This is a genomic window from Actinoplanes lutulentus (assembly GCF_003259845.1).
GTDB classification, from domain to species: domain Bacteria; phylum Actinomycetota; class Actinomycetes; order Mycobacteriales; family Micromonosporaceae; genus Actinoplanes; species Actinoplanes lutulentus.
This window is the reverse complement of the sequence record NZ_QLMJ01000028.1, coordinates 59,159-81,862: the sequence shown is the minus strand read 5'-3', so window position 1 is coordinate 81,862 and position 22,704 is coordinate 59,159. Positions and strand designations below refer to the sequence as shown.

General features: G+C 67.2%; 21 protein-coding genes, 19 tRNA genes and 1 pseudogene. 11 read left to right on the top strand and 30 right to left on the bottom strand.

Annotation, left to right across the window (positions count from 1 at the left end; translation table 11 throughout):
- Positions 1-2: 2 nt before the first annotated feature.
- Positions 3-1,074 (bottom strand): annotated as a pseudogene (locus B0I29_RS41890) (IS630 family transposase).
- A gap of 225 nt (positions 1,075-1,299) precedes the next feature.
- Here B0I29_RS41890 and B0I29_RS41885 point away from each other — a divergent pair.
- Positions 1,300-1,821 (top strand): hypothetical protein, encoded by a 522-nt coding sequence (locus B0I29_RS41885; protein WP_245973171.1) that lies wholly within the window; start codon positions 1,300-1,302, stop codon positions 1,819-1,821.
- Positions 1,822-1,889: 68 nt separating this feature from the next.
- On the opposite strand, the gene B0I29_RS45455 is transcribed toward B0I29_RS41885, so the two are convergent.
- A complete protein-coding gene (locus B0I29_RS45455; RefSeq protein ID WP_146617068.1) occupies positions 1,890-2,189 on the bottom strand; it encodes a DUF7710 domain-containing protein in 300 nt (99 codons plus the stop codon).
- 146 nt (positions 2,190-2,335) lie between these two features.
- On the opposite strand from B0I29_RS45455, the gene B0I29_RS41875 reads away from it, so the two are divergent.
- Complete coding sequence (locus B0I29_RS41875) at positions 2,336-2,815, top strand: DUF1877 family protein (RefSeq protein ID WP_111654737.1); 480 nt, start codon at positions 2,336-2,338, stop codon at positions 2,813-2,815.
- A gap of 91 nt (positions 2,816-2,906) precedes the next feature.
- Positions 2,907-3,275 carry a hypothetical protein gene (locus B0I29_RS41870; protein WP_111654736.1) on the top strand — a complete coding sequence of 123 codons (369 nt, stop codon included), beginning with the start codon at positions 2,907-2,909 and terminating at the stop codon, positions 3,273-3,275.
- Between the two features lie 234 nt (positions 3,276-3,509).
- On the opposite strand, the gene B0I29_RS41865 is transcribed toward B0I29_RS41870, so the two are convergent.
- Complete coding sequence (locus B0I29_RS41865) at positions 3,510-5,045, bottom strand: outer membrane protein assembly factor BamB family protein (RefSeq protein WP_181558252.1); 1,536 nt, start codon at positions 5,043-5,045, stop codon at positions 3,510-3,512.
- Between the two features lie 95 nt (positions 5,046-5,140).
- Positions 5,141-5,911, bottom strand: coding sequence for a hypothetical protein (locus B0I29_RS41860; RefSeq protein WP_111654734.1), 771 nt, complete (start codon positions 5,909-5,911; stop codon positions 5,141-5,143).
- 237 nt (positions 5,912-6,148) lie between these two features.
- Between B0I29_RS41860 and B0I29_RS41855 the strand changes: the two genes are divergently transcribed.
- The gene (locus B0I29_RS41855; RefSeq protein ID WP_220091566.1) at positions 6,149-6,691 is read left to right on the top strand and encodes a ferredoxin; all 543 of its coding nucleotides are present in this window, start codon (positions 6,149-6,151) and stop codon (positions 6,689-6,691) included.
- Between the two features lie 210 nt (positions 6,692-6,901).
- On the opposite strand, the gene B0I29_RS46185 is transcribed toward B0I29_RS41855, so the two are convergent.
- Complete coding sequence (locus B0I29_RS46185; protein ID WP_181558251.1) at positions 6,902-7,069, bottom strand: hypothetical protein; 168 nt, start codon at positions 7,067-7,069, stop codon at positions 6,902-6,904.
- A 572-nt stretch (positions 7,070-7,641) separates the two neighbouring features.
- On the opposite strand from B0I29_RS46185, the gene B0I29_RS41850 reads away from it, so the two are divergent.
- Complete coding sequence (locus B0I29_RS41850) at positions 7,642-8,172, top strand: Imm21 family immunity protein (protein WP_111654733.1); 531 nt, start codon at positions 7,642-7,644, stop codon at positions 8,170-8,172.
- 158 nt (positions 8,173-8,330) lie between these two features.
- Complete coding sequence (locus B0I29_RS41845; RefSeq protein WP_111654802.1) at positions 8,331-8,582, top strand: hypothetical protein; 252 nt, start codon at positions 8,331-8,333, stop codon at positions 8,580-8,582.
- A gap of 115 nt (positions 8,583-8,697) precedes the next feature.
- Here the strand turns inward: B0I29_RS41845 and B0I29_RS41840 are convergent, their stop codons facing one another.
- On the bottom strand, positions 8,698-9,267 hold the full coding sequence (locus B0I29_RS41840; RefSeq protein WP_111654732.1) for a TetR/AcrR family transcriptional regulator: 570 nt from the start codon (positions 9,265-9,267) through the stop codon (positions 8,698-8,700).
- A gap of 85 nt (positions 9,268-9,352) precedes the next feature.
- Between B0I29_RS41840 and B0I29_RS41835 the strand changes: the two genes are divergently transcribed.
- A complete protein-coding gene (locus B0I29_RS41835) occupies positions 9,353-10,306 on the top strand; it encodes a ketopantoate reductase family protein (protein ID WP_111654731.1) in 954 nt (317 codons plus the stop codon).
- Here the strand turns inward: B0I29_RS41835 and B0I29_RS41830 are convergent.
- Positions 10,303-10,875 (bottom strand): GNAT family N-acetyltransferase, encoded by a 573-nt coding sequence (locus B0I29_RS41830; RefSeq protein ID WP_181558250.1) that lies wholly within the window; start codon positions 10,873-10,875, stop codon positions 10,303-10,305. The two genes, B0I29_RS41835 and B0I29_RS41830, sit on opposite strands and share 4 nt — an antisense overlap.
- A 10-nt stretch (positions 10,876-10,885) precedes the next feature.
- A complete protein-coding gene (locus B0I29_RS41825; protein ID WP_245973170.1) occupies positions 10,886-11,632 on the bottom strand; it encodes a GNAT family N-acetyltransferase in 747 nt (248 codons plus the stop codon).
- Positions 11,633-11,770: 138 nt separating this feature from the next.
- On the opposite strand from B0I29_RS41825, the gene B0I29_RS41820 reads away from it, so the two are divergent.
- Positions 11,771-12,382: a TetR/AcrR family transcriptional regulator C-terminal domain-containing protein gene (locus tag B0I29_RS41820; RefSeq protein ID WP_111654728.1), complete on the top strand. Its 612-nt coding sequence runs from the start codon at positions 11,771-11,773 to the stop codon at positions 12,380-12,382.
- The gene (locus B0I29_RS41815) at positions 12,379-13,182 is read left to right on the top strand and encodes a siderophore-interacting protein (protein ID WP_111654727.1); all 804 of its coding nucleotides are present in this window, start codon (positions 12,379-12,381) and stop codon (positions 13,180-13,182) included. Before B0I29_RS41820 ends, B0I29_RS41815 begins: the two co-directional genes overlap by 4 nt.
- A gap of 35 nt (positions 13,183-13,217) precedes the next feature.
- On the opposite strand, the gene B0I29_RS41810 is transcribed toward B0I29_RS41815, so the two are convergent.
- From B0I29_RS41810 to B0I29_RS41715, 22 genes are all read right to left on the bottom strand, one after another.
- A tRNA-Tyr gene (locus B0I29_RS41810) sits at positions 13,218-13,298 on the bottom strand.
- Between the two features lie 2 nt (positions 13,299-13,300).
- Positions 13,301-13,371, bottom strand: a tRNA-Asn gene (locus B0I29_RS41805).
- A 2-nt stretch (positions 13,372-13,373) separates the two neighbouring features.
- Positions 13,374-13,445: transfer RNA gene (locus tag B0I29_RS41800), tRNA-Val, on the bottom strand.
- Positions 13,446-13,460: 15 nt separating this feature from the next.
- A tRNA-Asn gene (locus B0I29_RS41795) sits at positions 13,461-13,533 on the bottom strand.
- Between the two features lie 4 nt (positions 13,534-13,537).
- A tRNA-Glu gene (locus tag B0I29_RS41790) sits at positions 13,538-13,611 on the bottom strand.
- Positions 13,612-13,616: 5 nt separating this feature from the next.
- Positions 13,617-13,690: transfer RNA gene (locus B0I29_RS41785), tRNA-Val, on the bottom strand.
- A 2-nt stretch (positions 13,691-13,692) separates the two neighbouring features.
- Positions 13,693-13,766 (bottom strand) — tRNA-Met (locus B0I29_RS41780).
- Between the two features lie 2 nt (positions 13,767-13,768).
- Positions 13,769-13,841, bottom strand: a tRNA-Lys gene (locus B0I29_RS41775).
- A gap of 1 nt (position 13,842) precedes the next feature.
- Positions 13,843-13,933, bottom strand: a tRNA-Ser gene (locus tag B0I29_RS46180).
- A gap of 13 nt (positions 13,934-13,946) precedes the next feature.
- Positions 13,947-14,019, bottom strand: a tRNA-Pro gene (locus B0I29_RS41770).
- Between the two features lie 50 nt (positions 14,020-14,069).
- A tRNA-Arg gene (locus B0I29_RS41765) sits at positions 14,070-14,142 on the bottom strand.
- An 11-nt stretch (positions 14,143-14,153) separates the two neighbouring features.
- Positions 14,154-14,227: transfer RNA gene (locus B0I29_RS41760), tRNA-Ile, on the bottom strand.
- 1 nt (position 14,228) lies between these two features.
- Positions 14,229-14,313: transfer RNA gene (locus tag B0I29_RS41755), tRNA-Ser, on the bottom strand.
- 15 nt (positions 14,314-14,328) lie between these two features.
- Positions 14,329-14,399: transfer RNA gene (locus B0I29_RS41750), tRNA-Asp, on the bottom strand.
- Positions 14,400-14,410: 11 nt separating this feature from the next.
- Positions 14,411-14,484: transfer RNA gene (locus B0I29_RS41745), tRNA-Leu, on the bottom strand.
- Between the two features lie 3 nt (positions 14,485-14,487).
- Positions 14,488-14,560 (bottom strand) — tRNA-Thr (locus tag B0I29_RS41740).
- Positions 14,561-14,574: 14 nt separating this feature from the next.
- Positions 14,575-14,646: transfer RNA gene (locus B0I29_RS41735), tRNA-Gln, on the bottom strand.
- Positions 14,647-14,664: 18 nt separating this feature from the next.
- Complete coding sequence (locus tag B0I29_RS41730; RefSeq protein ID WP_111654726.1) at positions 14,665-15,111, bottom strand: HNH endonuclease; 447 nt, start codon at positions 15,109-15,111, stop codon at positions 14,665-14,667.
- A gap of 56 nt (positions 15,112-15,167) precedes the next feature.
- Positions 15,168-15,239 (bottom strand) — tRNA-Glu (locus B0I29_RS41725).
- 153 nt (positions 15,240-15,392) lie between these two features.
- Positions 15,393-15,466, bottom strand: a tRNA-Trp gene (locus B0I29_RS41720).
- Positions 15,467-15,546: 80 nt separating this feature from the next.
- Positions 15,547-15,771 carry a hypothetical protein gene (locus tag B0I29_RS45450; protein WP_146617067.1) on the bottom strand — a complete coding sequence of 75 codons (225 nt, stop codon included), beginning with the start codon at positions 15,769-15,771 and terminating at the stop codon, positions 15,547-15,549.
- A gap of 4 nt (positions 15,772-15,775) precedes the next feature.
- Positions 15,776-16,645, bottom strand: a complete 870-nt coding sequence (locus tag B0I29_RS41715) for a helix-turn-helix transcriptional regulator (protein WP_111654725.1) — start codon at positions 16,643-16,645, stop codon at positions 15,776-15,778.
- A gap of 179 nt (positions 16,646-16,824) precedes the next feature.
- Between B0I29_RS41715 and B0I29_RS41710 the strand changes: the two genes are divergently transcribed.
- Entirely contained in the window at positions 16,825-17,757 is a 933-nt protein-coding gene (locus B0I29_RS41710) for an SDR family oxidoreductase (RefSeq protein ID WP_111654724.1), read from the top strand.
- Between the two features lie 47 nt (positions 17,758-17,804).
- Positions 17,805-22,694 carry a sensor histidine kinase gene (locus B0I29_RS41705; RefSeq protein ID WP_111654723.1) on the top strand — a complete coding sequence of 1,630 codons (4,890 nt, stop codon included), beginning with the start codon at positions 17,805-17,807 and terminating at the stop codon, positions 22,692-22,694.
- Positions 22,695-22,704 lie beyond the last annotated feature (10 nt).

The following is a 22,704-nucleotide window of genomic DNA, read 5'->3' as shown; positions in this document are numbered from 1 at the left end:
CGTCACGCCGGCGCGTCGCGCTGGGCTTTGTTGAGGATGTGGTCGGCGGTCTTGGTCCAGCGGAACGGTTCGCAGCGCTGGTTGTAGGCCTCGATGAAGGCGCGGATCGCGCCGATGAGGTCCGGCACGCTGGTGAAGGTGGCGCGGCGGATGGCCTGGCGGGTGATGATGCCGAAGAAGATCCCGACCATGTTCATCCAGGACGCGCTGGTCGGGGTGAAATGCAGGGTGATCCGCGGGTTCTTGGCCAGCCAGGCCTTGACGTTCGGATGGTTGTGGGTGGCGTAGTTATCGGCCACGATGTGCAGTTTCACGCGCGGATGGGCTTTGGCGACCAGCCTCAGAAACGCGAGGAACTCGCCGTTGCGGTGCCGCTGGTAGCAGGCGTCCGCGGTGATCTTTCCGGTGGCGACCTCGAGTGCGGCGAAAAGGGTGGTGGTCCCGTGGCGCCGGTAGTCGTGTGTGCGGCGTTCTGCCTGGTCGAAGCGTATCGGGAGTAGTGGTGCGGTGCGGTCGAGGGCTTGGATCTGCGATTTCTCATCGACGCACACCACGACCGCGTTCGCCGGTGGGTCGAGGTACAGGCCGACGACGTCGCGGATCTTGGCTTCCAGTTGGGGTCGGTGGAGAACTTGAACGTCTCGACCCGGTGTGGCTGCAGGCCCCAGTCGCGCCAGATCCGGGCGACCTCGGCGAAGCTGACCGGCATTCCGCCTTGGTCAAATGCTGAGCCAGTAGCCGCGCCGACCAGTGCGTCACCGCTAGATCCGCTGGTGGCGGGTTCAGAGTTGAGGTGATCACCGTCGGTTTGTCGATCACCGGAGGCCGGCCGGAGCGTGGCAGATCCGCGAGGGCCTGGATCCCGCCGGTCTCGCACCGGGCCCGCCACGCGATCACCGTCTGTCGGGTCATCCCGACCCGGCGGCCGATCTCGGTGTTCGACAAGCCGTTGGCCGCCAGCAACACCATCCGCGCCCGCTGCACATGCCCGGCCGCAGCCGTCGAGGATCGCGTCAGCTCCCGCAGCCGGGCTCCATCACCGGGACGCAGAACCAGCGGCGCAGCAACAGACATGCCTCATTGCCCCGCACCCACACCGTAAAATCACTTCAGACACGCGACACTAGGCTGCGACCGACGACTTGATCATCTCGGGAGTCAGGGCAGGCTGGGAAGACAGTCCCATCGCTGGCCCGGGATAACCGGGGTTGAGTGAAGGGAGTCGGTATGCAGCAAAATGTGATCACGCTGGCTCTTCCGTGCTCGCGGAAGAACGGACGTCGGGTGTAGCTTCACGCGATGCGAAGTGCCACGGAGCCCGACCTCAGTTCGATGAGCGTCCGAGAGTTGCTCAGGCTGTACTCGCGAGTCCTCACCGAGCTGATCGAGCGGGGAGTGCTCAGGTCGCGTAACGCTCCGGCCGGCGACTTGGCGGAGGCCATCGTCGCCAGGGCCTATCGAGGCGAACTCGCCCTGCCGTCCGAGAAGAGTTGGGACGTTCGTACCGCTGGCGGAGTCCTGCTACAGGTCAAATGTCGCGTCGTTGAGCCCGGTAGTCGGCGCACACACGTGTTCTCGCCCTTTCGGAGCTGGGACTTCCACGCCTGTGTCTTCATCACGCTCAACAGCGTCACCTACGAAATCGACCAGGCCGTCGAAGTCGCGGTCGATCAGGTCCAGAAAATCGCACGAGAAAGCTCTTGGGTAGCGGGCCACCGCATTACGGTGGGTCAGATTCGCGCTGGCATCGCCGGCGCGGTCGACGTGACCGATCGTCTGCAGGAGGCGTATGAGGCTATGGATTGGCCGGAAAGAAAATAGGGCGGCTTGCCGTGCCTCCGCTCACTCTCATAGCCGCCGACAGCGCGTTGCCGCGGGGTGCGAGCCAACTACGCAGGGTTCCCGTCTTGCACGTGGATGTGGTGGCCTGATGGAGAAAATCCGGCCACGTGCACCGGCGTGCCGTGATGCGGCTTGGATGGGCGGAAGAGATCTTCCGCAACGGCGAGGTCGTAGCAGCCGACGCCGAGTGGATACTCGGTGACGATGCCAGTAAGTCGGTGCAGCTCGACCCATTGCAGGGCGGTGCCACGGTCCTTGAAAACGCCGGACGCAAACCGTGCCTTCTCGCCGTGGAAGACCCAGACAGTTGGTGGCCCGACCTCTGCTTCGGCATCGTCTTCACGCACGGGAAGAACGTATATCGCCCAGCCGCCGGAGCCCGCTCCGGCATGCTCATCTGCCGCCGATCACGCAGTACCAGCGCCGCGTCACGCTGACTATGCCTCGCGAAGGCGGTTGCTGAAGGGCTGACGCCGGCTCCTACGATCTTGAGATGCTTGGGGTTCACTACGCCGTGACGGCGAACCAGGACCGTGCGCTGTTCGCCGCGGCCGGGGATGGCGGGGTCGGCGAGTACGTCGAGGATCTCGAGGAATCGTGGTCGGACGACAAGCTGCGTGTTGACTCCGACAAGGCATGGGATGCCATCCATCGGTGCCTCGGCGACGGCACACTCGATCCAGACAGCGGCGACTACCCGCTATCCCACGCAGTGCTCGGTGGACGGCACCTGCACGAGGAGTACTACGTCGTTTACGCGAGCGCGACCGAGACTGAGGATGTCGCAGCTGCCCTACTCGGCGTCGATCGAGGCTCGCTGCGTCGCCGCTTCGACGCGATCAACGACCCCGACTATGCGGGTGCCCACGACGACACTGACTTCGAGTACATGTGGACCAACTTTCTCGACGTTCGAGCCTTCTTTCAGCGGGCAGCCGCCGCAGGACGGGCAGTGATCTTCACAGCCATGTAGGTCATGGTCGGGTGCGCGGATCTGCCGCAGAGCGCGCATGTCCGTCGTATCGCCGGCGTGGGAGCAGGCGACACCGATGTACGGTCCGTAGGTGGACGGCACCAGACTGCGCGTTGACCGGGTCGACGTCCGGCAGGACGACGACGAGCGCACGCTGATCCTCGGCGCTGACGGCGTCCACGTCAGGCTGATCCGCCTGCGCTACGACGGCTGGGTGGACGAGGTGATCAACAGCGCAGGATCGGCCGCACCGGGTCCCGGTGCCTGGACCCTGATCGACCGCGAGCTGACCCTCGAATTCGGCGAACGGGCCGCCGCGACCCTCGGCTTTCCGCGCGACTGCCGACTGCACCTCGACGTGGACGAGGAGGCGATCCGGCGAGTCCGGGCCGCACTCCTGGAGATACTGGACTGCGCCTGCTTTGTGGTCGATACCGCCGAGGGCCGTATAACGAGCTGAAGCGCAGCACTCAGTTGCTCGATCGAACGGTAGTTCGCTCTCTGTATCCGACGATGCATGATTAGTTCGCTGGCAGGCCTCGAGACGCCCTGTCTGCGAAGAAAACTGGCCTTGCAGTTCAACGGACAGCCGCGCACTGATCTGCCGCGATCTGCGCCAGCCACGAGCGCGATGTGGTCGGCAGCGGGCCCGTAGAGGTCGCCATCGCCTACTCGTCAGCACGGCACCTTCGCGTCACCGGATCCGGCAGGTGAGAACCCGACCGTCGCTGGTTCCAATCAGTAGCCGATCGGCCGCGACCGCTGTCAAAGCCGTGGGGAAGACTCCTTGAAGGCGCTGCCGCCAGCGTACGGAGCCGTCCTGCAGATCGAGCGCGATGATGTCGCCGTCCTGGTAGCCGACGTAGACGGTGTCGGTGTCGGCGTCCAGGTCAGTGGCGGCACAGTCTGCACGGAAGACCCAGTGTGGATCTCCGGTGGTGACGTCTCGCCGTACGACGAAGGCGCCGCCTGGTTGTAACCCATGGCCGTGATACACGGTCCCGGCGTAGACCAGGCTTCCGTCTGCGATCTCCACTCCCGGTCCGGCGAAATGCGACTCGTCCGGCACCCACGAGTAGCGGAACAGCCGCCGCGGGTCGCCGGCCGGGCATGGACGGCCGTCGGGTCCAGCAGCCATCGGATCCGCAGCCGACAGCCATTCGACCGTCGGATCGAGCCACCTCGTGGCCGTACGCTCAACCTCCTGGAAGTAGATGCGGCGGCCCCGGCGCACCCGCAGCCGGGTCATCCGGTCCATGTCGGCGGGGGCGATGGCCGGCAGCCCATCGTGGCACTGGACCAGGGTGTACGGGTGCTGCGGACTGAACCCGTCGATCCTGGCACCGTCCGCCACCGAGTATCGGACCAGCGGTCGCGCCGATTGCTGCGCGTACGGCCGCATCAGCCCCGCCCATACCGATCGTTCGTCCGGCGCCACCGCGAGTTCCTGACCTCCGCCGTCGGAGTCGTCATCGTCGGGAATCCGCCACGAGACCTCACCCGACGGCAGCCAGCACTCCACCGCGATACCGGCGAGCGCCGCCAGGATTCGGCCGTCGGAGAGCTCCTCGATCGCTCGCACGCTGCGCCGCGGTTCGCGATTACCGCTCAAGCGGCTCAGCGCCGCCTCTGCTTCGGCACGGCCGTCGGAGCGTGGCGCAGAGAAGCGAGGCCCGGCCAACTCGGTCAAGTCGATCGTGCCAGGGCCGACAGCGTCCCAGTCAGCTCGTCGTACCACCGCCACGTGTCCCTCAACCCAGGCGGCCTTGTCCTGCCAGTCGTCCGGGGGTGCCAGCAGCAGGCGCAAGGCGTGGTCGTCGAGCCACTCCAAGCCAAGAACTTCGCGGCCTATGCCGTCCTCGAATGACGACACGGTCAAGTGGGTCTCCCAATTGAGCAGGAGTAACGCACCCTCGAAGAAGTAGCCGCCGTCGTATTTGCCGGTACCGACTGCCAACAGCGGCAATGTCGGATGGAACGCCAGCGCATGCACAGGGAAGCGGGAGCGGAGAACCGCCCGGCAGCTCAAGTCGTGGCTGTCGTAGACCGCCACCGGCGCCTGGCCGGACTCATGGACGTACTCACCGGCGACAGCCAGACTGCCTTCGGCCATGACGGCCAGAACGGGTTCGCCGATCTCAGCGAAGGGACGGTCGCCGAGGACCCCGTCGACCCGCAGCGGATTGATCACGTTGAGAATCATCGCAGGCCCCAAATCCACCTCGACCACGCAACACGGCGTATAGGCCCTGGCCAGGTTACGCATTTGCCGCCGTCCGTGCGCAACTCGGACCTACTCGGGTGCCGGTGTATCGGGGCCGGCGGTCAGCTTTTCGGGACGATCGGGTCGATGGGCTGGTGAGGGCTGTTTTCGGCTTCGAGCCAGTCGGCGAGGTTGAAGGTGCTACCGCAGAGGCAGCATGTTGCCTTGCCGAACAGGTAGGTGAGCCCCTCGGCGAGGAGCATGTCGCCACCCGCGGCGGCGGCGTCGTGCATCCATCGACTCGTCCCTGTCAGCTCGTCCGGCGCGGTCGGGTTTAGCGGGATCCGGTCAATGTCGCCGTCTTGGTAATGACGGAACGCCGAGTAGTGGCCGTACTCGCCGATGACGATTGCTAGGCGAGTTGAGCAGTGCGGGCAACTGACGTGATAGTGCTCGTCGGTGAAGTCCAGGCTGATCGAAGACCAGAACGTGTATCCGGCGAAGGCCAGCGTGTCCTGCAGGAGCCTGGTCAACGGGAGGTCGCTGCTGGTGGTCAGGCGAGTTCGGGCAAAGCCGCACAAGGTCGTCACAGCCTCTGAGTTCGCCCGTACCACGTCGTCATACAGATGATTCTGGTGCAAGGTCCGGACGATGACTGCGGCCAGGTCCAGCGCTCGAAGTCGGTCCGTCTCGGCGCCCGACTGTACGATTCGGGCGAGAGCCGGCAGAGCGGCGAAGCCTTCCAAGTACCAACACTCGGCTTCGACAGCCAGCTTCCTTTCGAGCTCATTCCAGAGCTCGGTGGTTGGCTGGTGTTCGAGCCGGCCCAACAGGCGTCCGACGGCGATGCTGTCATCGTCGGGCAGTTGAGGTTCCGTCCACCAAGCGCTCACCGGGTGATCAAACACTATGAGCTCAACACGTACTGATCTGTCGCGACCCGCACGTCTCCGGATATCCAGCTGAGTTGCCGGTTCGCTCACAGGTATGTGTGATGGCACCCGGAATTTGCTAGCGGCCGAGTGTGACCAGTAGTCACGGTCAATAGCTGCAGCCTGCGAGCGGTGGGTGATCATTAGGATGAGTTCGTATACTGGGATCCCAGGCCGACGGTCGCGGCTTCCGCCACCATGACGGTTGCGAACTATCTCAAAGGAGAGATACCTCTCGGGCCGCCCGAGGGATATCTCCGTGGCCAGTGGGAGGATCGCGACTGGCGCAACGTGCCGGGGCCGTTCGACGCAGCTCGGACCGATTCGTGCTGGGTGGGCCGTATGATCGCGCCCCGCCATGTCCTCTATGAGGACGATTTCGGCAGCGAGGTCGTGTACCGGCAGCCAAAGGACCCTAGCGAGGTTCATCTTGTGCTGACTGCAGCCTGGAACGATCCGTTCGGGGCCTACGCCGTCGACGGTGACGAGCATTGGACGATCGAGCTTGTCAAAGATTGGTGGGCCGACCGGGGCCGGCTGGCCGCCTGGATTGACGGCCTGCAGCGCCAGTGGTCTTCCAGTGACCGGGCCGACGAGCGGGAGAACTCCGAAGGGCTGCGAGAGTTCGCGCAATATCTAGAAAACGGCCTCGAAGGAGACCTTCGCGCTTACGCGTTCTGGCTCGCCAATCGACGGCTACCCCTGGCTCACGAAGCGCTTCCTCGCTTGTGCCGAGGGTAGAACCCACATGTGCCCCATCCGCACATGCCGCGGACAGCGTGTTTGCGATGGTTGCGCTCAGTACTGTCGCGAGCGACTTTTCCAATGCTGAGGAAAGCCTGTGCCGGATTCGCAATAAAGCGCGCTTTACGGACCATTTCCTCGCGATCCAGTATGCTCTGTTGTCGACGAGAGAGCCACTGCGTTTGCGATACGAACCAGGAAAAGTTTTCAGCCAGCGATGCCTGCGGGGCGTTCGGTAGCCGGTTCAGAAGATTCCGGAAAATGGCGTCCGAAATGCTCGTGGGCCAGGCTCTCAATGAATTTATAACCCCAGGTCGCAAGATTCGGGTCGGCGATGCCGGGAACGATCGGTGGTGATGCATGACCAAGGAGCATGCCGCCAGTTTCCTGCACAGTTTTTACATGTGCGTGCCCATAGCGGAGTACAGCAGCGCCCGTAATCGTCACAGCACTGGGCGGACGGGGTTCACACCAGTTCAAGAGGCCGACGATTACAGACCGTGACCTCGTCAAATCGGAGATACCGAGTACCTGTCCACAGCAATACCAACCGCCACGGCGAGTCGGGATTGCCCAGAAGTCCCCCGGCCTAACGTGGGAACTGGACTTCGGGTCCAAGGGATAGCCCGGATGGCGGCTCATCAGAAAATTTTAGCGACATCTAGCCATTGTGATCCGGCCTGAGTCAGGATGCGATCACAGCAGCAGCCACTAAATCCGCAGCAGGCGCACTGTCATGCCGCAGCCCGCGCCGAGACTGCTCGGTGCGTCAGTCACGGTCCGTACCGGCCAGTCCATGATCCCGTGCACGCTCGTGCCAAGTTTGAAGACGTCCTCCAACAGGTCGAGTCGAAAGGTCCGTCTGAGTCGGCAGGGATACTGGCGTCGTGAGTACATCGCCTGCGGCCGCAGGCCGGGTCCAGCCGTCCCCGATCTGGGTCGAGTCGATGGGCGGCCCGCTGATAGCGGTGCCGGTCTCTGCCGTGACCCGGTGGCTCGGTTGCACCGAGTCAGGAAACGCTGCTGGCAGCGGCGACGTTGTGGACGACTACGACCGCGCCTGCGAGGTCGACGGTCTAGCAGGTGTGATCGCCGTCGGCGCAGACGGCGACCAGGGACTCGTTCTGGCCGATGAACCCGCCCGCAGCCGCTACCTGCCCGAACATCAAGCGTTTGTTCGTTGGCTGGGCGCCGACAGCGAAGTCGATCTGATCGCGGCGGCACAGGCGGTGCTCGCCGACCCTGCGACCGGGTGGGAGGACTGCGGGGTCTGGACGACGGACGGACCGGCGGTGCTCATGGACTCCGTGACGGCCGGGTCCGAGCTCACATCTGAGTACCCGCACGGCGGAGGTTTGCCGGATCAGGCCCCCGTTTCTGTCCCGGCCGGCAGTTGGAGCATCCGTGCCGTCCATGCCTCACCGACCGAGAACACCTCCGTGGGCGTGATCCAGCTTCTGCCTCGGTCATCAAACTGAGTCAGACGTGCCTCCACGACTTCCTCGAGCGCCTACCCGCTGCGGTGACTGACGACCTTCACCGGCGACGGGCAGTGTCACCGATGGTGCATCCGCATTCTCATGGCACCGCCGAGCGCGCGTGCCCGGAGCCGCGCTACCTTCCGTACGATCCTGCCGTGAAGCTTGCCGCGGGTGTGCCATCACAGTGGCTGGTGACGCTGCGGTCCGGGGCTGCCCTCACGATCCTTGCCGACGGATATCACGAGGAACAGGGCGAGGCGCATTTTGTCGTACTCATGACCGCCTCGCTGGAGGACTTTGCCGGGCTTCCCGTTGACGGCGAAGTTCCTGATCGGCAGGGTGTCGCTGTGCCGGTGATCGTGGCACGAGTTCCCACGAGTGAAGTGGCGGACGTACGCACCCTCTGAGCTCAGATCACCGAAAGCCAGTCTGCCCTCGCTCAACACCGGTTCCTGAGCGCGCAAGCGCTCCCCTGTCGCTGTCCGCGCTCAGGCTGACCGGTGCGAACAGCCGCGTCTCGTCTCACGCGGCCCGGCGACGCAGGCCATCGATAGCGATCGTGACGGCGCCGTCCATGTCGGCTCGGGAGCCAGGCTGGCCGCACGCCGTGCAGATGCCTTGCAGGATCATCATGACGGCGCCGGCGCTCACGTCGTCGCGGATCGTGCCTTCCACGATGCCCCCGGTGAGCAGGTCGGCGATGACACTCTCCAGCTCTCGGCCGCCGTCGGCGAGCGTGTCCGTGCGCGCGGCCATCAGCGTCGCCAGCGTCTGAGCGAGACCCTCGTGCGTATCCAGGTGATTCACGAAACCACGCAGGAACGCCGCTAACGCCTCCAGCGCCGGCAGCGTGGCTTGCAGCTCCCGACCGCGGGCGCACATCGCCGTGAGCTCTTCGCGGTAGACCGCCTCGGCCAGCGCCGCCCGCGTCGGAAAGTGCCGGTAGAGCGTGCCCGTTCCCACACCGGCCAGCCGGGCGAAGTCGTCGAAGCGCAGGTCGAAGCAGCCGCTGGCAAAGAGCTCGCGCGCCTTCGCGAGCAGGGCGTCGCGGTTGCGCCGGGCGTCCGCACGCAACGGCTTCTCGGTGGTCACCCGGGTGCCTCCTTTGACAAACGGAAACTGTCTCCATATTTTGTAAGTGGAGATGCTCTCCGATTATAGAGCCCGAGAGGTGCACATGAAGATCCTGATGTTCGGCCGGGGCGTCATCGCCGCGGCGTACGGGTGGGCGCTGGAGCGGGCCGGACACGAGATCGAGTTCTACGTTCGTCCCGGCCGGGCGGCGACGTACGGAAACACGATCGACCTCGACCTGCTCGACGCGCGGCGCCGGCCGCAAGGGCGACGCGTCACCGAGACATGGCCGGTGCGCTACCGCGAATCACTGGAGCCGGACCACGACTTCGACCTGATCGTGGTCAGCGTGCAGCACTACCACTTCGCCGAGGTCATGTCCTTCCTGGCACCGCGCGTCGGCAAGGCAACCGTGCTGGTCTTCAACAACCTCTGGGTCGAGCCGTCGGCCGCGGTCGACGCCCTGCCCGCCGGGCAGGTGACCTGGGGTTTCCCCGGCGCCGGCGGCGGCTTCGGTGCCGACGGTGTGCTGCGGGCCGCCCTGCTGCCCATCGTCTTCTTCGGCACCCTCGGCGAGCCGCCGACCGAGCGCGCGCAAGCCGTCCGCACAGTGTTTCGCCAGGCCGGGTTCAAAATCCAGGAAAGCACCGACTTCCGGGGCTGGCTGTCGATCCACTTCATCCAGAACGCGGGCCTGCACACGCAGAGCTTGAAACTGGGCTCACTCGCCGCGCTGGCCGGCAAGCCCCGCAACGTCCGCGAGGCGATCCTGGCCACCCGCGAACTGCTGCCCCTCGCCGAGGCGCGCGGCATCGACCTGCGCCGGCACCGCCGCGAACTGCTGCCGTTCACGGCACCGATCTGGCTGACAGCACCGGCGCTCGCCTGGCTGTTCGGCCACTTTCCCCCGACGCGCATGGTCATGGAGGCGCACGCCAACCCCGAGGAACTCCGCGCGGTCTGCCGCGACACCCTGGCGGAAGCCCGCCGCCTGGGCGTGTCGGTGCCGCGCCTGGAGGCTGCCGAGCAATATTTCGCCGCTGAGAAACCTGTTTAGAGGAATGACACCAAGCGTTCGGACAGGCGCGCCTTCGCTGCCGGCCACTCCGCTCGCGGCATCCGATAGACGAGCATGCTCGACACAGCGGCGCCGACCGGAGTGGCCCCGATCCGGGTCAGCGCCTCTCGTGAGCGCACGTTCTCCGGCCTGACGCGCCAGACCACCTCGGCATAACCGAGCGTCTCGAACACATAGGTCATCGTCAAAATCTTCGTCTCGGTGTTCGCCGCGGTCCGCCACCATTTCCTGCCGAACCACGTGCCGCCGATTTCGATGCGACCTTCAGCGCGATGCCAGCTGTGCAGATTCGTGGTGCCGATCGCCATTCGCTCGTCATGGCTCAGCACCGCGAACGCAACGCGCTTCCCGTCGGCGATGTCCACCAGCCGCCGGGACACGATCCCCAGCAGTTCCGCCTCGGTCCGCGGAGTGGGTGCGCTCAGCCACCGCCACACCTGGTCGTCCTGGCCGCCTGCAACGAACAGGTCAGGCACATGAGACTCGGCCAGCGGCTCCAGCCGAACAAAGCGGCCTTCGAGAACGATCGAACGGGGAACCGGCGGCATAGCGGCGACACTAGCCGTGACCGGCCATGAAGTCGTAGACCGCCCAATCCGCGATCGGAACGAATCCGATCCGCCGATAGAGAGCGTTGCTGGTCCGGTTGGCGGCATTGGTGAACAGCACGACGTCAGTCGCCCCGGCGGCCAGCGCCGCCCGGCTCACCTCGGCGGTCACCGCAGCCGCGTAACCGAAGCCGCGCAGATGGGCCGGCGTATAAACCGGGTCCACCCGCACCTGCCCACCGACCATCGGATTCACACCCGCCATCGACACCGGCACACCTTCCGGCGTCTCCCAGAACGTGTAGCGCTTCTCGGCGAACCGCGTTCCGGCCCAGGTATCAGCGTCGACAACGACAGCCTCCCCGACGTCAGCGGCGAAATCCCGGCACCAGCCCATCACCAGCGAGTGATCCCGCTCCCCCGCAACCCGCCCCCGGCCAACCGGGAACGGTGAAGGCGGCGTCAGAACCCCGAGCCGATGCAGGTGGAGTCGCACACGAAGCACCGGCGTCGCACCGGTGTGCCGCTGCCACGCCTCAGCGAACGCCACCGCGGTGGCCCGGTCTCCGCCGGCCGATGGCAGCGACCACCCGGCAGAAACCAGAAAGGCCGCAAGAGAGTCAGCTTGCGCGGGCGTCAGCGGCGTGACGCTCAGACCACCGCCCGGGAAGCGATGAAAGACCGCGCGAACCTCACCCGCGGACTCCCACGCACCGAAAACCGGGACCGGGGTTCCCTCGGCCGCCGTCAGCGCCATCGTATGCATCGCAGGTCGGGAACGAAGGAAATCCCTGACGTCATCGGTGAAGTGCCAACGCATACCTGCACTGTGACACGCACGACTTGAACACCGTTCAGGCTTGAACACTGTTCAAGTCGGGGGCAAGCTGAACCCATGCAGCTCAACAGAGCCGACGTCGTCACCGGCGCGCTCACCCTGCTCGACGCCGAAGGCCTCGACGGCCTCACCATGCGCAAACTCGGCGCCCACCTCGGCGTTCAGGCCGGCGCCGTCTACTGGCACTTCACCAACAAGCAGGCGCTCCTCGAAGCCATGGCCGACCGCATCGTCGAATCCGTCGGCGACGAGCCGTTCCCGCCCGCGCCCTGGGATGCCCAGCTGTCCGATATGGCCCAGCGTCTGCGCCGGGCTCTGCTCAGCCGCCGCGACGGCGCCCGCGTGGTCGCCGGCACTTACGTCATCGAGCCGAACACCGTGCGCAGCGGCCAGCAAGCCCTGCGCATCCTCACCGGCGCCGGCATCCCCGCCGATCGAGCGCCGTGGATCCTTTTCCCGCTTTTCCATTACGTCCTCGGCCACACCATCGAAGAACAGGCCCAGCGCGCCGAAGGCGATTGGGAAAACCGCAATGCCGGCCTGCCTGACGACGAACTCAACCACGCGATGACCGCCATGATCAGCGCCGACCCGGCGGACCGTTTCACCTACGGCCTCGAACTATTCCTCGACGGCCTGCGCCACCGCCACCAGGAAGGCCCCGCATGATCCCCAAGATCCGGCGCCCGGCGCAGCGCCGCATGATCCCCCTCGAGGTCCGCGCCAACGAGCGACTCACCCCGCATTTCGCGCGCCTCACCCTGACCGGCGAGTCACTCTCCGGCTTCGCCGGTTCACAAGACGACCAGACGGTACGCCTTTTCTTCCCCCGCAACGGCCAGAAAGGACTGTGGCTACCGAGCCGCAACAGCGACGTCTGGATGGCCGAAACCCTTCTCCAACCCAAAACCCACAGGCCTTGGGTACGCAATTACACGGTCCGTGAGTTCCGCCCCGAAGCGGGTGAACTCGACATCGAATTCGCCCTGCACGGCGACGCCGGCCCCGCCTCGGCGTGGGCGGCACGTGCTCGCCCCGGCGACCCGGCCGGCATCTTCGACGAGGGCAACAGTTACCTGCCCCCGGAGAACGCCTATCGTCAACTGCTGGTCGGCGACGAAAGTGCCGTGCCGGCGATCCTGTCCATTCTGGCCGGGGCGCCGGAAACCCTGACGGGCGACGTTTTCCTCGAAGTGCCGACGAGCGCGGACATCCGTACCGACGTGGTGCGTCCTCCGGGCGTACACATGAATTGGGTCTCGCGTGACGCGGCAGAAAGCGTTCCCGGCGCGCGGGTCCTCGCCGAGGTCCGCGGAGCGGACCTGAAACCGGCCGACTACACCTGGGTGGCCGGCGAATCCAAACTGGCAACCGGCCTGCGCCGCCACCTGGTCAACGACCGGGGAGTCGCCAAGTCAGCGATCGCCTTCATCGGCTATTGGCGCCACGGCCGCTCCAGCCCCGGCTGATGGTGAATCAACAGTGGAAATGGCCTGAACATGCGTGCGGGAGGTGGGATTCGAACCCACTCAGCGATGCGCCTGCTTTACAGGCAGGCCCGACTCTCCAGCGTCGGCGCTCCCGCGGGGCGATCGAGCGGAGTTGAACCGCCACCTCCGGGGCAACATCCCGGCGCTCTGCCATTGAGCTACGACCGCAGTACCCGGCGACGGTTTCGAACCGCCGGCCTCCTCGGTGTGAACGAGGCGCTCTACCGCTGAGCTAGCCGGGTGTGTCTTTCCTGGAGCTCCCTCGCCCGGACTCGAACCGGGATGTCCCGGTTAACAGCCGGGCGCTGCTGCCGATTGAGCTACGAGGGAAAGGTAGAGCCGACGGGATTCGAACCCGCACCTTCCGACTTGAAAGGACGGTGACCTGACCGTTTAGTCGACGGCTCCACGCGTGTCCGGCGCTGGATTCGAACCAGCGGCCCCCGCCGTGTCGAGGCGGTGCTCTGACCAGCTGAGCTAGCCGGACGGGAGCGGATACCCGATTCGAACGGGTGACCTCCGGGTTATGAGCCCGGCGCGCTTCCTGACTGCGCCAATCCGCAAGTACGCCGCCGGGGACTCGAACCCCGAACTCGCTGATTAAGAGTCAGCTGCTCTACCCATTGAGCTAGCGGCGCTTGGCGGATGGGGCGAGGGTCGAACTCGCACGGGCGTGAGCCCCAACGGTTTTCGAGACCGCGGCCGTCGCCATCTGTCGGCTGGCCCATCCAATCCTTGTTTCGTCGGGATGGGGAGACTCGAACTCCCGGCCTCCGGTTCCCAAAACCGGCGCGCTTCCATCTGCGCCACATCCCGAATTCGCATCCGCACCACCGACCTCCAACCCCTGATGTGGTGCGCGCGAGTGCCCCCGGCAGGATTCGAACCTGCGACTTCCTGATCCGTAATCAGGTGCGCTATCCGCTGCGCCACGGGGGCATGGTGTTACGTGCCGTCGAACGGAATCGAACCGCTGACCTCAGAGTTATCAGCTCTGTGCTCTGACCGGCTGAGCTACGACGGCGCGGAGCCGGGAGGATTCGAACCTCCGGTGGTGGTGACCACTCCGTGTTAGCAACACGGCGCATTAGGCCTCTCTGCCACGGCTCCAAACGTGCTGCTGCGCGCCACCGGCGGGACTCGAACCCGCGCCCTCCGATCGACAGTCGGATACTCTTCCCCTGAGCTACGGCGGCATTTTCGTGCGTACGCTCGGAGGGATTCGAACCCTCACCGTCACGGTCCTGAACCGTGTGCCTCTGCCAGTTGGGCCACGAGCGCGTGAGCCGACGGTCGGAGTCGAACCGACCGGGTCCCGATTACAAGTCGGGCGCTCCCCCACGGGAGCTTCGCCGGCATCGCTGATGTGCGCTCCCTCGCCAGGATTCGAACCCAGCACTCTTGATCCAGAATCAAGCGTCTTACCGACTAGACCACGAGGGACCGTCCGACCGGATCTGATCAGCGGTGGGCGAGGGTTGCCCAGGCTGGGGTTGCCGGTTGGACCAGGAGCCGCATCCGGGCTTCATCCGGGGTGCGGTCCGCTTTGCGTTGGTTGCAGGGCGAGCAGGCGGCGACGGTGTTGGCCCACGTGTTCCGGCCGGCGCGGGAGACCGGCAGGATGTGGTCGACGGTGTCGGCGCGGCCGGCGCAGTACGCGCACCGGCGGTTGTCGCGCTTGAGGACGCCCTGCTTGGACCAGGCCGGGCCGGTCCGGGCGTGCCGCCAGCGGGTGACGACGTATCGGACGAGCCGGACGGCGGTCGGCATCGGGTAGACGCCGATGAGCTTGTCGGGTTGTGCCTCGGCGACTTCGGCGACCTGCCGGACGAGCATCCGGATCGCGTGGCGCAGGCTCACCCGTTGAAGGGGCATTTCGTCGGCGTTGAGCACCAGGACGTCCGTCATCAGGGCTCACCTCCCATCGTGATCAAGAGCCGGGCCGGACGGATGACGAGATTGCGTAGACCCGACCGGATTCGAACCGGCGTCTCCAACGTGAGGGGCTGGCGAGCGTTCCGCTGCTCCACGGGTCCTTGTCGTGCGTGCCGGCCAGGCCGGGCACATCAGCCCGGCCCGGCCTGGCCGATCCCCCGCCGGCGGTCTGCCGGCGGGGTTTCTCATGCCATTTCCACTGTTGAGTTCTCAAGTGACGAGTCCATGCCCTTTTGGTAAAGGGGGACGAAAAGCAGGGGCGACAGGATTCGAACCTGCAACCTTCGGATTTGGAGGCCGCTGCGCTACCGAATTGCGCCACGCCCCTATGGGGAATTGCCGGTGAAATGGAAGAAGCCGCCTTCCCTGTCGGGGAGGCGGCTTCGGCGCTGTGCGCTTCTGCGGGCGCTAGGCGCCTCTCCCCGGACTGGGCTTATTGATGCTGACCTGCTCTTCAGGACTGCCGACGGCATAGGACAGCGAGCCCAGCAGCACATGCTGCGGGTCCGTGTCGGTGTGCCAGCGGCGCATCAGAAGCTCCTTCGTCGGTAAGTCTTGTAGTGCAGATAGTAGATGTCGGTGCGGGATGCTGCAATCACTTTTTCCGGTGATCGAGTGGTTCCTCTCGATCACTTGGCTAATTATGGGGAGAGGCCGGCGGCGCGTCAAAGCTATTTAATTGGTCGCCGATGACGGCGAGCAGTTGCAGCTTCTCGTGGCTCTCGCTGCCCGGAGTCGCGGTGTAGACCAGCAGAGCCTGCGAGGTCGCCGGGTCGTGCAGGGCCTGGCAGGTCAGGTCGATCGGGCCCAGCTCCGGGTGGAGGAACCGTTTGAACTCGTTGAAGCCGACTCCCACCTCGTGGTCGTCCCAGACGGCACGGAATTCCTGGCTTTGGGCGTACAGAAGGCTTTGGAGGTTTGCGGCCCAAGAGTTTGGGCCGCGGCGGGTGACCGTCTCGCGCAGGCCGGCGGCGAAGACGCGCGAGTGCAGCGGGTGGTCGTCGGGGTGGTAGAGGGCGCGGGTGGCCGGGTCGGTGAACCAGCGGTAGCCGATGCTGCGGTCGGGGCCGGTGTATCGGGTGTTGTCGCCGGTGAGGGCGACGCCGAGTGGGGTCTGGCGCAGGGTTTCGCCGAGTTCGGTGACGATTTCGGCGGGGGTGTCGGTGAGGCGGTCGAAGATGCGCAGCATGCCGGGGCTGATGTGGTCGCCGGCGGCGCCGCGCAGGGGTGGCTGGTGGCCGGCGAGGCGGAACAGGTGGTCGCGTTCGGCCAGGGAGAGGTGCAGGCCCTGGGCGATGGAGGCGATCATCTGGTCGGAGGGGTGCGGGCCGCGTTCGCGTTCGAGGCGGCTGTAGTAGTCGGCGGAGATGTGGCAGAGCATGGCGACTTCCTCGCGGCGCAGGCCGGAGGTTCGGCGGCGTTGTCCGCGCGGGAGGCCGACGTCCTCGGGTTGCAGGGACTCCCGGCGCCGGCGCAGGAACTCGGCGAGTCCGGCTCGATCGATCACGGCTGTTCCTCCCCTGGTGGTGCGGCTGACTTGAGTTCTATCACCGGCACCGAACCCTTAGCCTCGGCCTGTTGATCCCCCTATGACGACCGCAGCCTGGGATCGGCAGGCCGTGGCTGGCCGGGCGGATCGGGCTCACGCTGGAGGCACATCAGCCAGCACGAACCGAGGAGCAGAAAATGGATCTCACCGGCAAACTCGCCGTCGTCACCGGGGCCAGCGACGGCGTCGGGCTGGGTCTGGCGGCCCGGCTCGCCGAGGCCGGCGCCGAGGTCGTGATGCCAGTCCGGAACCGCGGCAAGGGTGCGGCCGCGATCGAGAGGATCCTGCGGCAGGTCCCGGGAGCCACCGTGTCGCTGCGGGACATGGACCTGTCGTCGCTGAGCTCGGTCGCCGCTCTCGGCGAGACGCTGCGGGCGGAGGGCCGGCCGATTCATCTCCTGATCAACAACGCCGGGGTGATGACGCCGCCGCAGCGGCAGGTCACCGCGGACGGGTTCGAGCTGCAGTTCGGCAGCAACCATCTGGGGCACTTCGCGCTGGTCGCGCACCTGCTGCCGTTGCTGCGGGCGGGACACGCACGGGTCACCTCGCAGATCAGCGTCGCGGCGAACGAGAACGCGATCAACTGGGACGATCTGAACTGGGAACGGTCGTATCACGGGCGTCGTGCGTACAGTCAGTCGAAGATCTCGTTTGGTCTGTTCGGTCTTGAACTGGATCGGCGGAGCCGATCCGGAGGCTGGGGCATCAGCAGCAACATCTCGCACCCGGGGGTGGTGCCGACGAGTCTGCTGGCCGCGCGGCCGGAGGTGGGCCGGGCGAAGGATACCGTCGCGGTCCGGGTCATCCGGGCGCTCTCGCGCCGCGGAATTCTTGTCGGTACGGTCGACACCGCCCTGCTCCCGGCCCTGCTCGCCGCCACGTCCGACGAGGCGAGCGGTGGGCGTCTGTACGGTCCGAGCGGTCTGGGGAATCTGTCCGGCGCGCCCGCTGAGCAGGCGATGTATTCGCGGCTGCGCAGCGAGGAGGAGGCCGCGCGGATGTGGGCGATCTCGGAGGACCTGACCGGCGCTCGTTTCCCGGCGGCCGCAGCCGCGAGCGCGACATAACCGACAATGCTACATTAAGTCGTGCTTAAAGTGGCATGATCCGAAGCATGGGCGAGGAGGTCCTGTATCGCAGCGACCGCACCGAGGTCGTCCGCCGAACCGGGACGGATGACCTCGCCGGCGTGATCCGCAAGCGAGCCACCGGTGCGGGGACGGTACGGCGCATCGAGCACGAACGTGACGTGTTGCGCCACCTCGCCGGCGTTCGCGGGGTGCCCCGGCTCGTGGACCGTCAGCCCCGGCGCATGCTGGTCCTGGAGGATGACGGCGCGCGACCGATCGGTTTTCCGGTGGACCACCTCCTCGCGGTGTTTCGAGCGGTCACCGACACCGTCGCCGCGATCCACCGGGCCGGTGTGCTGCACCGCGACATCACGCCCGCCAATCTGGTGCTGACCGCCGACGGCCGGCCGATCCTGATCGATTACGACCTCGCGGTGATCGGATCGGCGCGGGGTGACGCCTCCGACGGGCCGGTCGGCACGCTCGGATATCTCGCGCCGGAGCAGACCGGCCGGATCCGGCTCGCCGTCGACCAGCGCTCCGATCTGTACGGGCTGGGCGCCACCTTCTACACGCTGGCCACCGGGAATCCGCCGTTCCCGGGTGACGATCCGCTAGAGCTGATCCGGGCGACCCTGGTCGAGACGCCGGTGCCGCCGGTGCTGCCGGGCCGGCTGGGCGAGATCCTGATGCGGCTGCTGGAGAAGGATCCGGACCGGCGGTACCAGAGCGCCGACGGGCTGGCCCACGACCTGGCCCGGCAGGGCGACGGGTGGCGCCTGGGCGAGCGGGACTTCTCCGCGTACCTCGCTCCCCCGGCCCGGCTGGTCGGCCGCCACCCGGAGATCCGCCTGCTGACCGCCGCCCTGGACCAGGCGCGGTCCGGCGGCGGACCGGCGCTGCTGATCGCCGGGGCGCCGGGGATCGGCAAGAGCACGCTGACCCAGATGCTGCGGCCGATGATCACCGCGCGGGGTGGCTGGTTCTCGGCCGGTAAATACGACCAGTTCCGCACCGGCACCGGCTCGGGCGGCATCACCCGCGCGGTCCGCGGCCTGGTCCGGCTCCTGCTCGCCGAACCGGAGCCGGGCGCCACCGCCGACCGCCGGCGCCTGCTGGCAGCCCTCGGCCCCAACGCCACGATGATGGCCGGCGTGATCCCGGAGATGGCGGCGTTCCTCGGACCGGACGCGCTCGGCGGGCCCACCGACCCTCGCGCGAGCCAGGCGCGGCTCAGCGGATCGGCGGTGGCCATGCTCCGGGCGGTCGCCGCGCACCACCCGACGGTGCTCGTCGTCGACGACCTGCAGTGGGCCAGCAGCGCCGCGCTGCGCATCATGGACGCGTTCGTCACCGCCGGCCCTACTCCCGGGCTGCTGCTGGTCGGCATCTACCGCGACGAGGAGGTCGATGCCACCCATCCGCTCTCGGCACTCGCCGCACGCTGGGAGAAAGACGGAAAAGCCACCCCTTGCGTACGCCTGGACGGCCTGAACCGGGCCGGTCAGGCCGAGCTGATCGGGGCGGTCCTGCGGATGCCGGCGGAGTCGGTGACCGAACTCGCGGACCTGATCGCGGTGAGCAGCGGCGGTAACCCGTACGCCACGGTGGAGGTCCTCAACGCGCTGCGCGGCGAAGGGCTGCTGGTGCTCGCCGAGGACGGGTGGCGCTGGGATCGTGCTGAAGCCCAGGCCTTTGCCGCCCGGCATCGTGTCCCGCAGCTGCTGGCCGCGCGACTCGACCAGCAGCCGGAGCAGAGCCGGCTGTTGCTGGCCGCGCTGGCCTGTCTCGGTGGTGACGTGCGCCCGGCGTTGCTGGCCACCGCGACCGGGCTGCCGGAGGAGGAGATCGGTTACCGGCTGGCCCCGGCGGTGACCGAGGGCATGGTCGTCGCCGGCGCCATCCGCTTCCGGCACGATCTGATTCATCGGGGCGCGTACCACCTCATGGATGACGCCTCACGTGCTCAGCTTCAGCTGTCGATGGCGCGGCGGCTCGCCGGCAGCGACGAGTTTCAGCAGGAGGCGGCCGAGCAGTTCCTCGCGGTCACCGAGCTGATCACGACACCGGCGGAACGGCAGGTCGCGGCGGGGCTGTTGCATGCCGCCGGTCGGCGTACCAGCCAGCTGACGAACTACACGGTGGCGGAGGAGTTGCTCGCGGCCGCTTCGCTGCTGTCCGACGGTTCTTCCCTGGACGCCGTCGCTCTGGATCGGCATTTCGCGCTGTACTGCACCGGACGGCTCGATGAGGCCGACCGGGTCTATCAGGATCTGGTCGGCCGCTCACCCGACCCGGTCACCCTGGCCACCGCCACGGCCACCCAGCTCAACAGCCTCACCCAGCGAGGACTCGCCCGCGCCGCCATCGACCTGGGTCTCGAGGTGCTGCACCGCTTCGGCATCGACCTGCCGCAGGACCTGGACGCGGAGATCGCGTCGGCGACCGCTTCACTGTATGCGCGGGCCGAGCCGCTGCCGGACACGGAGACGACGGACCCGGGCATCGCGGCGGCCGGGCGGCTCATCCACCGGATGCTGCCGCCGGCGTTCCTGCTGGACCCGCCGCTGCATTCCTGGGCGGTGCTGCAGGCACATCGGCTGTGGGTACGCCACGGCGTGTGCCCGCCGCTGGTCGGTTCGGTGGGCGCGGCCATCTGCGTGACCATCGACCAGCACGACGACTATCGCACCGGGTACCAGCTCGGCCGGCACGTCCTGGCCGTCGGCCGGGAACGGGGCTTCGCCGCCGATACGGCCGTCGCCCAGTACATGCATCTGTGCCTGGCCGCGCACTGGTTCGAACCCCTGGAGGAGATCGCTGAGACGTTCCAGCAGGCTCACGACGACCTGATCGCGGCCGGGGACGTGCAGGTGGCGAGTTTCCTGTCGACCCGGCTGCTGACCATCCTGCTGGAGAGCGCCGACTCCCTGGAGGTGTGCGCCGACGAGATCCCGCCGGCGCTGGCGTTCGCCGAGCGGACCGGCAGCCGGTACGCCGCGACCACGATGATCGAGTATCGGCAGTTGCTGCGGGCACTGCGCGGGCAGGCCGCGGGGCCGGACTTCGACGCGGCCGCCCATCTCGCGGCGATTTCGGGGTACGAGCCGGGGCTCGCGACGTACCACACCAACCGAGGGCTGGCCGCGCTGATCTTCGAGGACGCCGAGGGGTTGGAGGTGCACTCGGCGGGGGCGATGGCGCATGTCCGGGCGGCTCGGGGGCTGTATGTGTCGGCGCAGGCCCGGGTGCTGCGATGTCTGAGTCTGAGCGGGCGGCTCCGGGCCGGCTGTGATGATTCGCCGGAGTTCACCGGGGCTCGGGATTGGCTTGCCCGCCGGGCCGCTGACGCGCCGCGTAACTTCGGGCCACTGCTGCACCTGGTCGACGCCGACCGGGCCTGGGCGCTCGGTGATGCGGCCACCGCGACCAGGGAGTTCGACGCCGGCCTGCACGAGGTGACCGGGCGGCCGTGGCACCGGGCCCTGCTCGCCGAACGTGCCGGGAACTTCCACCTGAGCCAGGGCCTGACGCACACCGCGCACAGCCTGCTGACCGAGGCCCGCGACGCGTACCTGCGGTGGGGCGCCACCGGCAAGGTGGAGCAGATGCAGGACCGGCACCCGTTCCTGCACGCCGTCACCACGGCCGGCTCCGACAGCCACGTCCACCAGGTCGACCTGCTGGCGATCCTGCGCGCCTCCCAGGCATTGAGCTCGCAGACCACCGTGACCGGGTTGCAGGCCGCCGTCGGTGAGGCGCTCAGCGCGATGACCGGGGCCACCGACGTGCGGCTGGCGTTCCGGCACCGGGAGGACGAGCACTGGTACGTCTCCGCGATCGCCGGCGGCGACGCCGGGATCACCGAGCCGGTCGTCACCGAGGGCCGGCTGCCGATGTCCGCGGTCCGGTACGCGCTACGGACCCGGGAGCCACTGCTGGTCGCCGACGCGATCCACGACGACCGGTTCGGCCGGGATCCGTACCTCGCCGGGCTGGAAGCCTGCTCGCTGCTGGTCGTGCCGATTCCCAGCCGCAGCGCCGCCGACTCGATCCTGGTGCTGGAGAACCACCGCCAGCCCGGCGTCTTCTCCACCGACCGCCTGGAGACCGTGAAGCTGGTCGCCGGGCAGCTCGCCGTCTCCCTGGACAACGCGCTGCTCTACGACTCCCTGGAGAACACGGTCCGGGCTCGCACTGCCGACCTGGCCGCCACGAACCGTGAGCTGGAGGCCGCGAACCGGCTCAAGGCCGACCTCATCGGCATGCTCGGCCACGAGATCAACAACCCGCTCGCGATGATCCTGGGGTACGTCGACCTGGCGCTGACCGACGACATGCCCGCGCCGATCCGGGACCTGTTCAGCAAGATCCACCGCAACGCGCAGCGGCTCAACACGATCGTCCACGAGGTTCTCGCGCTGGTCAGCATCGACGCCGGCCGGCTCACCGCGTCGCCACGCCCGGTCAGCGTGTCCGACCACATCCAGGCGGCCCTCGCGGTCACCGCGACCGCGGCGGTGGCGGTGACCTGCCCGCCGGACCTGATCGCGATGGTCCAGCCGGGACACCTCGACCACATCCTGACCAACCTGCTGACCAACGCGACCAAGTACGGCGGCGGCGCCACCGCGGTTATCGCCGGTGCCGCCTCCGCTGTCGTGGCCATCGAGGTCCATGACGAGGGCAGTGGGGTTCCGGCCGAGTTCCGCGACCAGCTCTTCGACCGTTTCGCCCGTGCCGAGCCGACCGCCGGCACGGTCGCCGGGACCGGGCTGGGCCTGTACATCGTGCGGGAACTGGCCCGGGCCAACGGTGGCGACGTCCACTATCGCCCGGCGCCGCGGCGCGGCTCTATTTTCGTACTGACGCTGCCGGCACCCGGCACCGCTCCTTCGATGACGCACCGGGAGCCGGCATCCGCGCAGCGGTGATCCGGGTTAT

What these genes read in the sequence shown, in the direction of transcription:
- B0I29_RS41885 (WP_245973171.1), top strand. Translation starts at nt 1,300, where the DNA reads ATGCGAAGTGCCACGGAGCCCGACCTCAGTTCGATGAGCGTCCGAGAG.
- B0I29_RS41875 (WP_111654737.1), top strand. Translation starts at nt 2,336, where the DNA reads ATGCTTGGGGTTCACTACGCCGTGACGGCGAACCAGGACCGTGCGCTG.
- B0I29_RS41855 (WP_220091566.1), top strand. Translation starts at nt 6,149, where the DNA reads ATGACGGTTGCGAACTATCTCAAAGGAGAGATACCTCTCGGGCCGCCC.
- B0I29_RS46185 (WP_181558251.1), bottom strand. Translation starts at nt 7,069, where the DNA reads ATGCTCCTTGGTCATGCATCACCACCGATCGTTCCCGGCATCGCCGAC.
- B0I29_RS41850 (WP_111654733.1), top strand. Translation starts at nt 7,642, where the DNA reads ATGGGCGGCCCGCTGATAGCGGTGCCGGTCTCTGCCGTGACCCGGTGG.
- B0I29_RS41835 (WP_111654731.1), top strand. Translation starts at nt 9,353, where the DNA reads ATGAAGATCCTGATGTTCGGCCGGGGCGTCATCGCCGCGGCGTACGGG.
- B0I29_RS41830 (WP_181558250.1), bottom strand. Translation starts at nt 10,875, where the DNA reads ATGCCGCCGGTTCCCCGTTCGATCGTTCTCGAAGGCCGCTTTGTTCGG.
- B0I29_RS41825 (WP_245973170.1), bottom strand. Translation starts at nt 11,632, where the DNA reads ATGGCGCTGACGGCGGCCGAGGGAACCCCGGTCCCGGTTTTCGGTGCG.
- B0I29_RS41820 (WP_111654728.1), top strand. Translation starts at nt 11,771, where the DNA reads ATGCAGCTCAACAGAGCCGACGTCGTCACCGGCGCGCTCACCCTGCTC.
- B0I29_RS41815 (WP_111654727.1), top strand. Translation starts at nt 12,379, where the DNA reads ATGATCCCCAAGATCCGGCGCCCGGCGCAGCGCCGCATGATCCCCCTC.
- B0I29_RS41730 (WP_111654726.1), bottom strand. Translation starts at nt 15,111, where the DNA reads ATGACGGACGTCCTGGTGCTCAACGCCGACGAAATGCCCCTTCAACGG.
- B0I29_RS41710 (WP_111654724.1), top strand. Translation starts at nt 16,825, where the DNA reads ATGGATCTCACCGGCAAACTCGCCGTCGTCACCGGGGCCAGCGACGGC.
- B0I29_RS41705 (WP_111654723.1), top strand. Translation starts at nt 17,805, where the DNA reads ATGGGCGAGGAGGTCCTGTATCGCAGCGACCGCACCGAGGTCGTCCGC.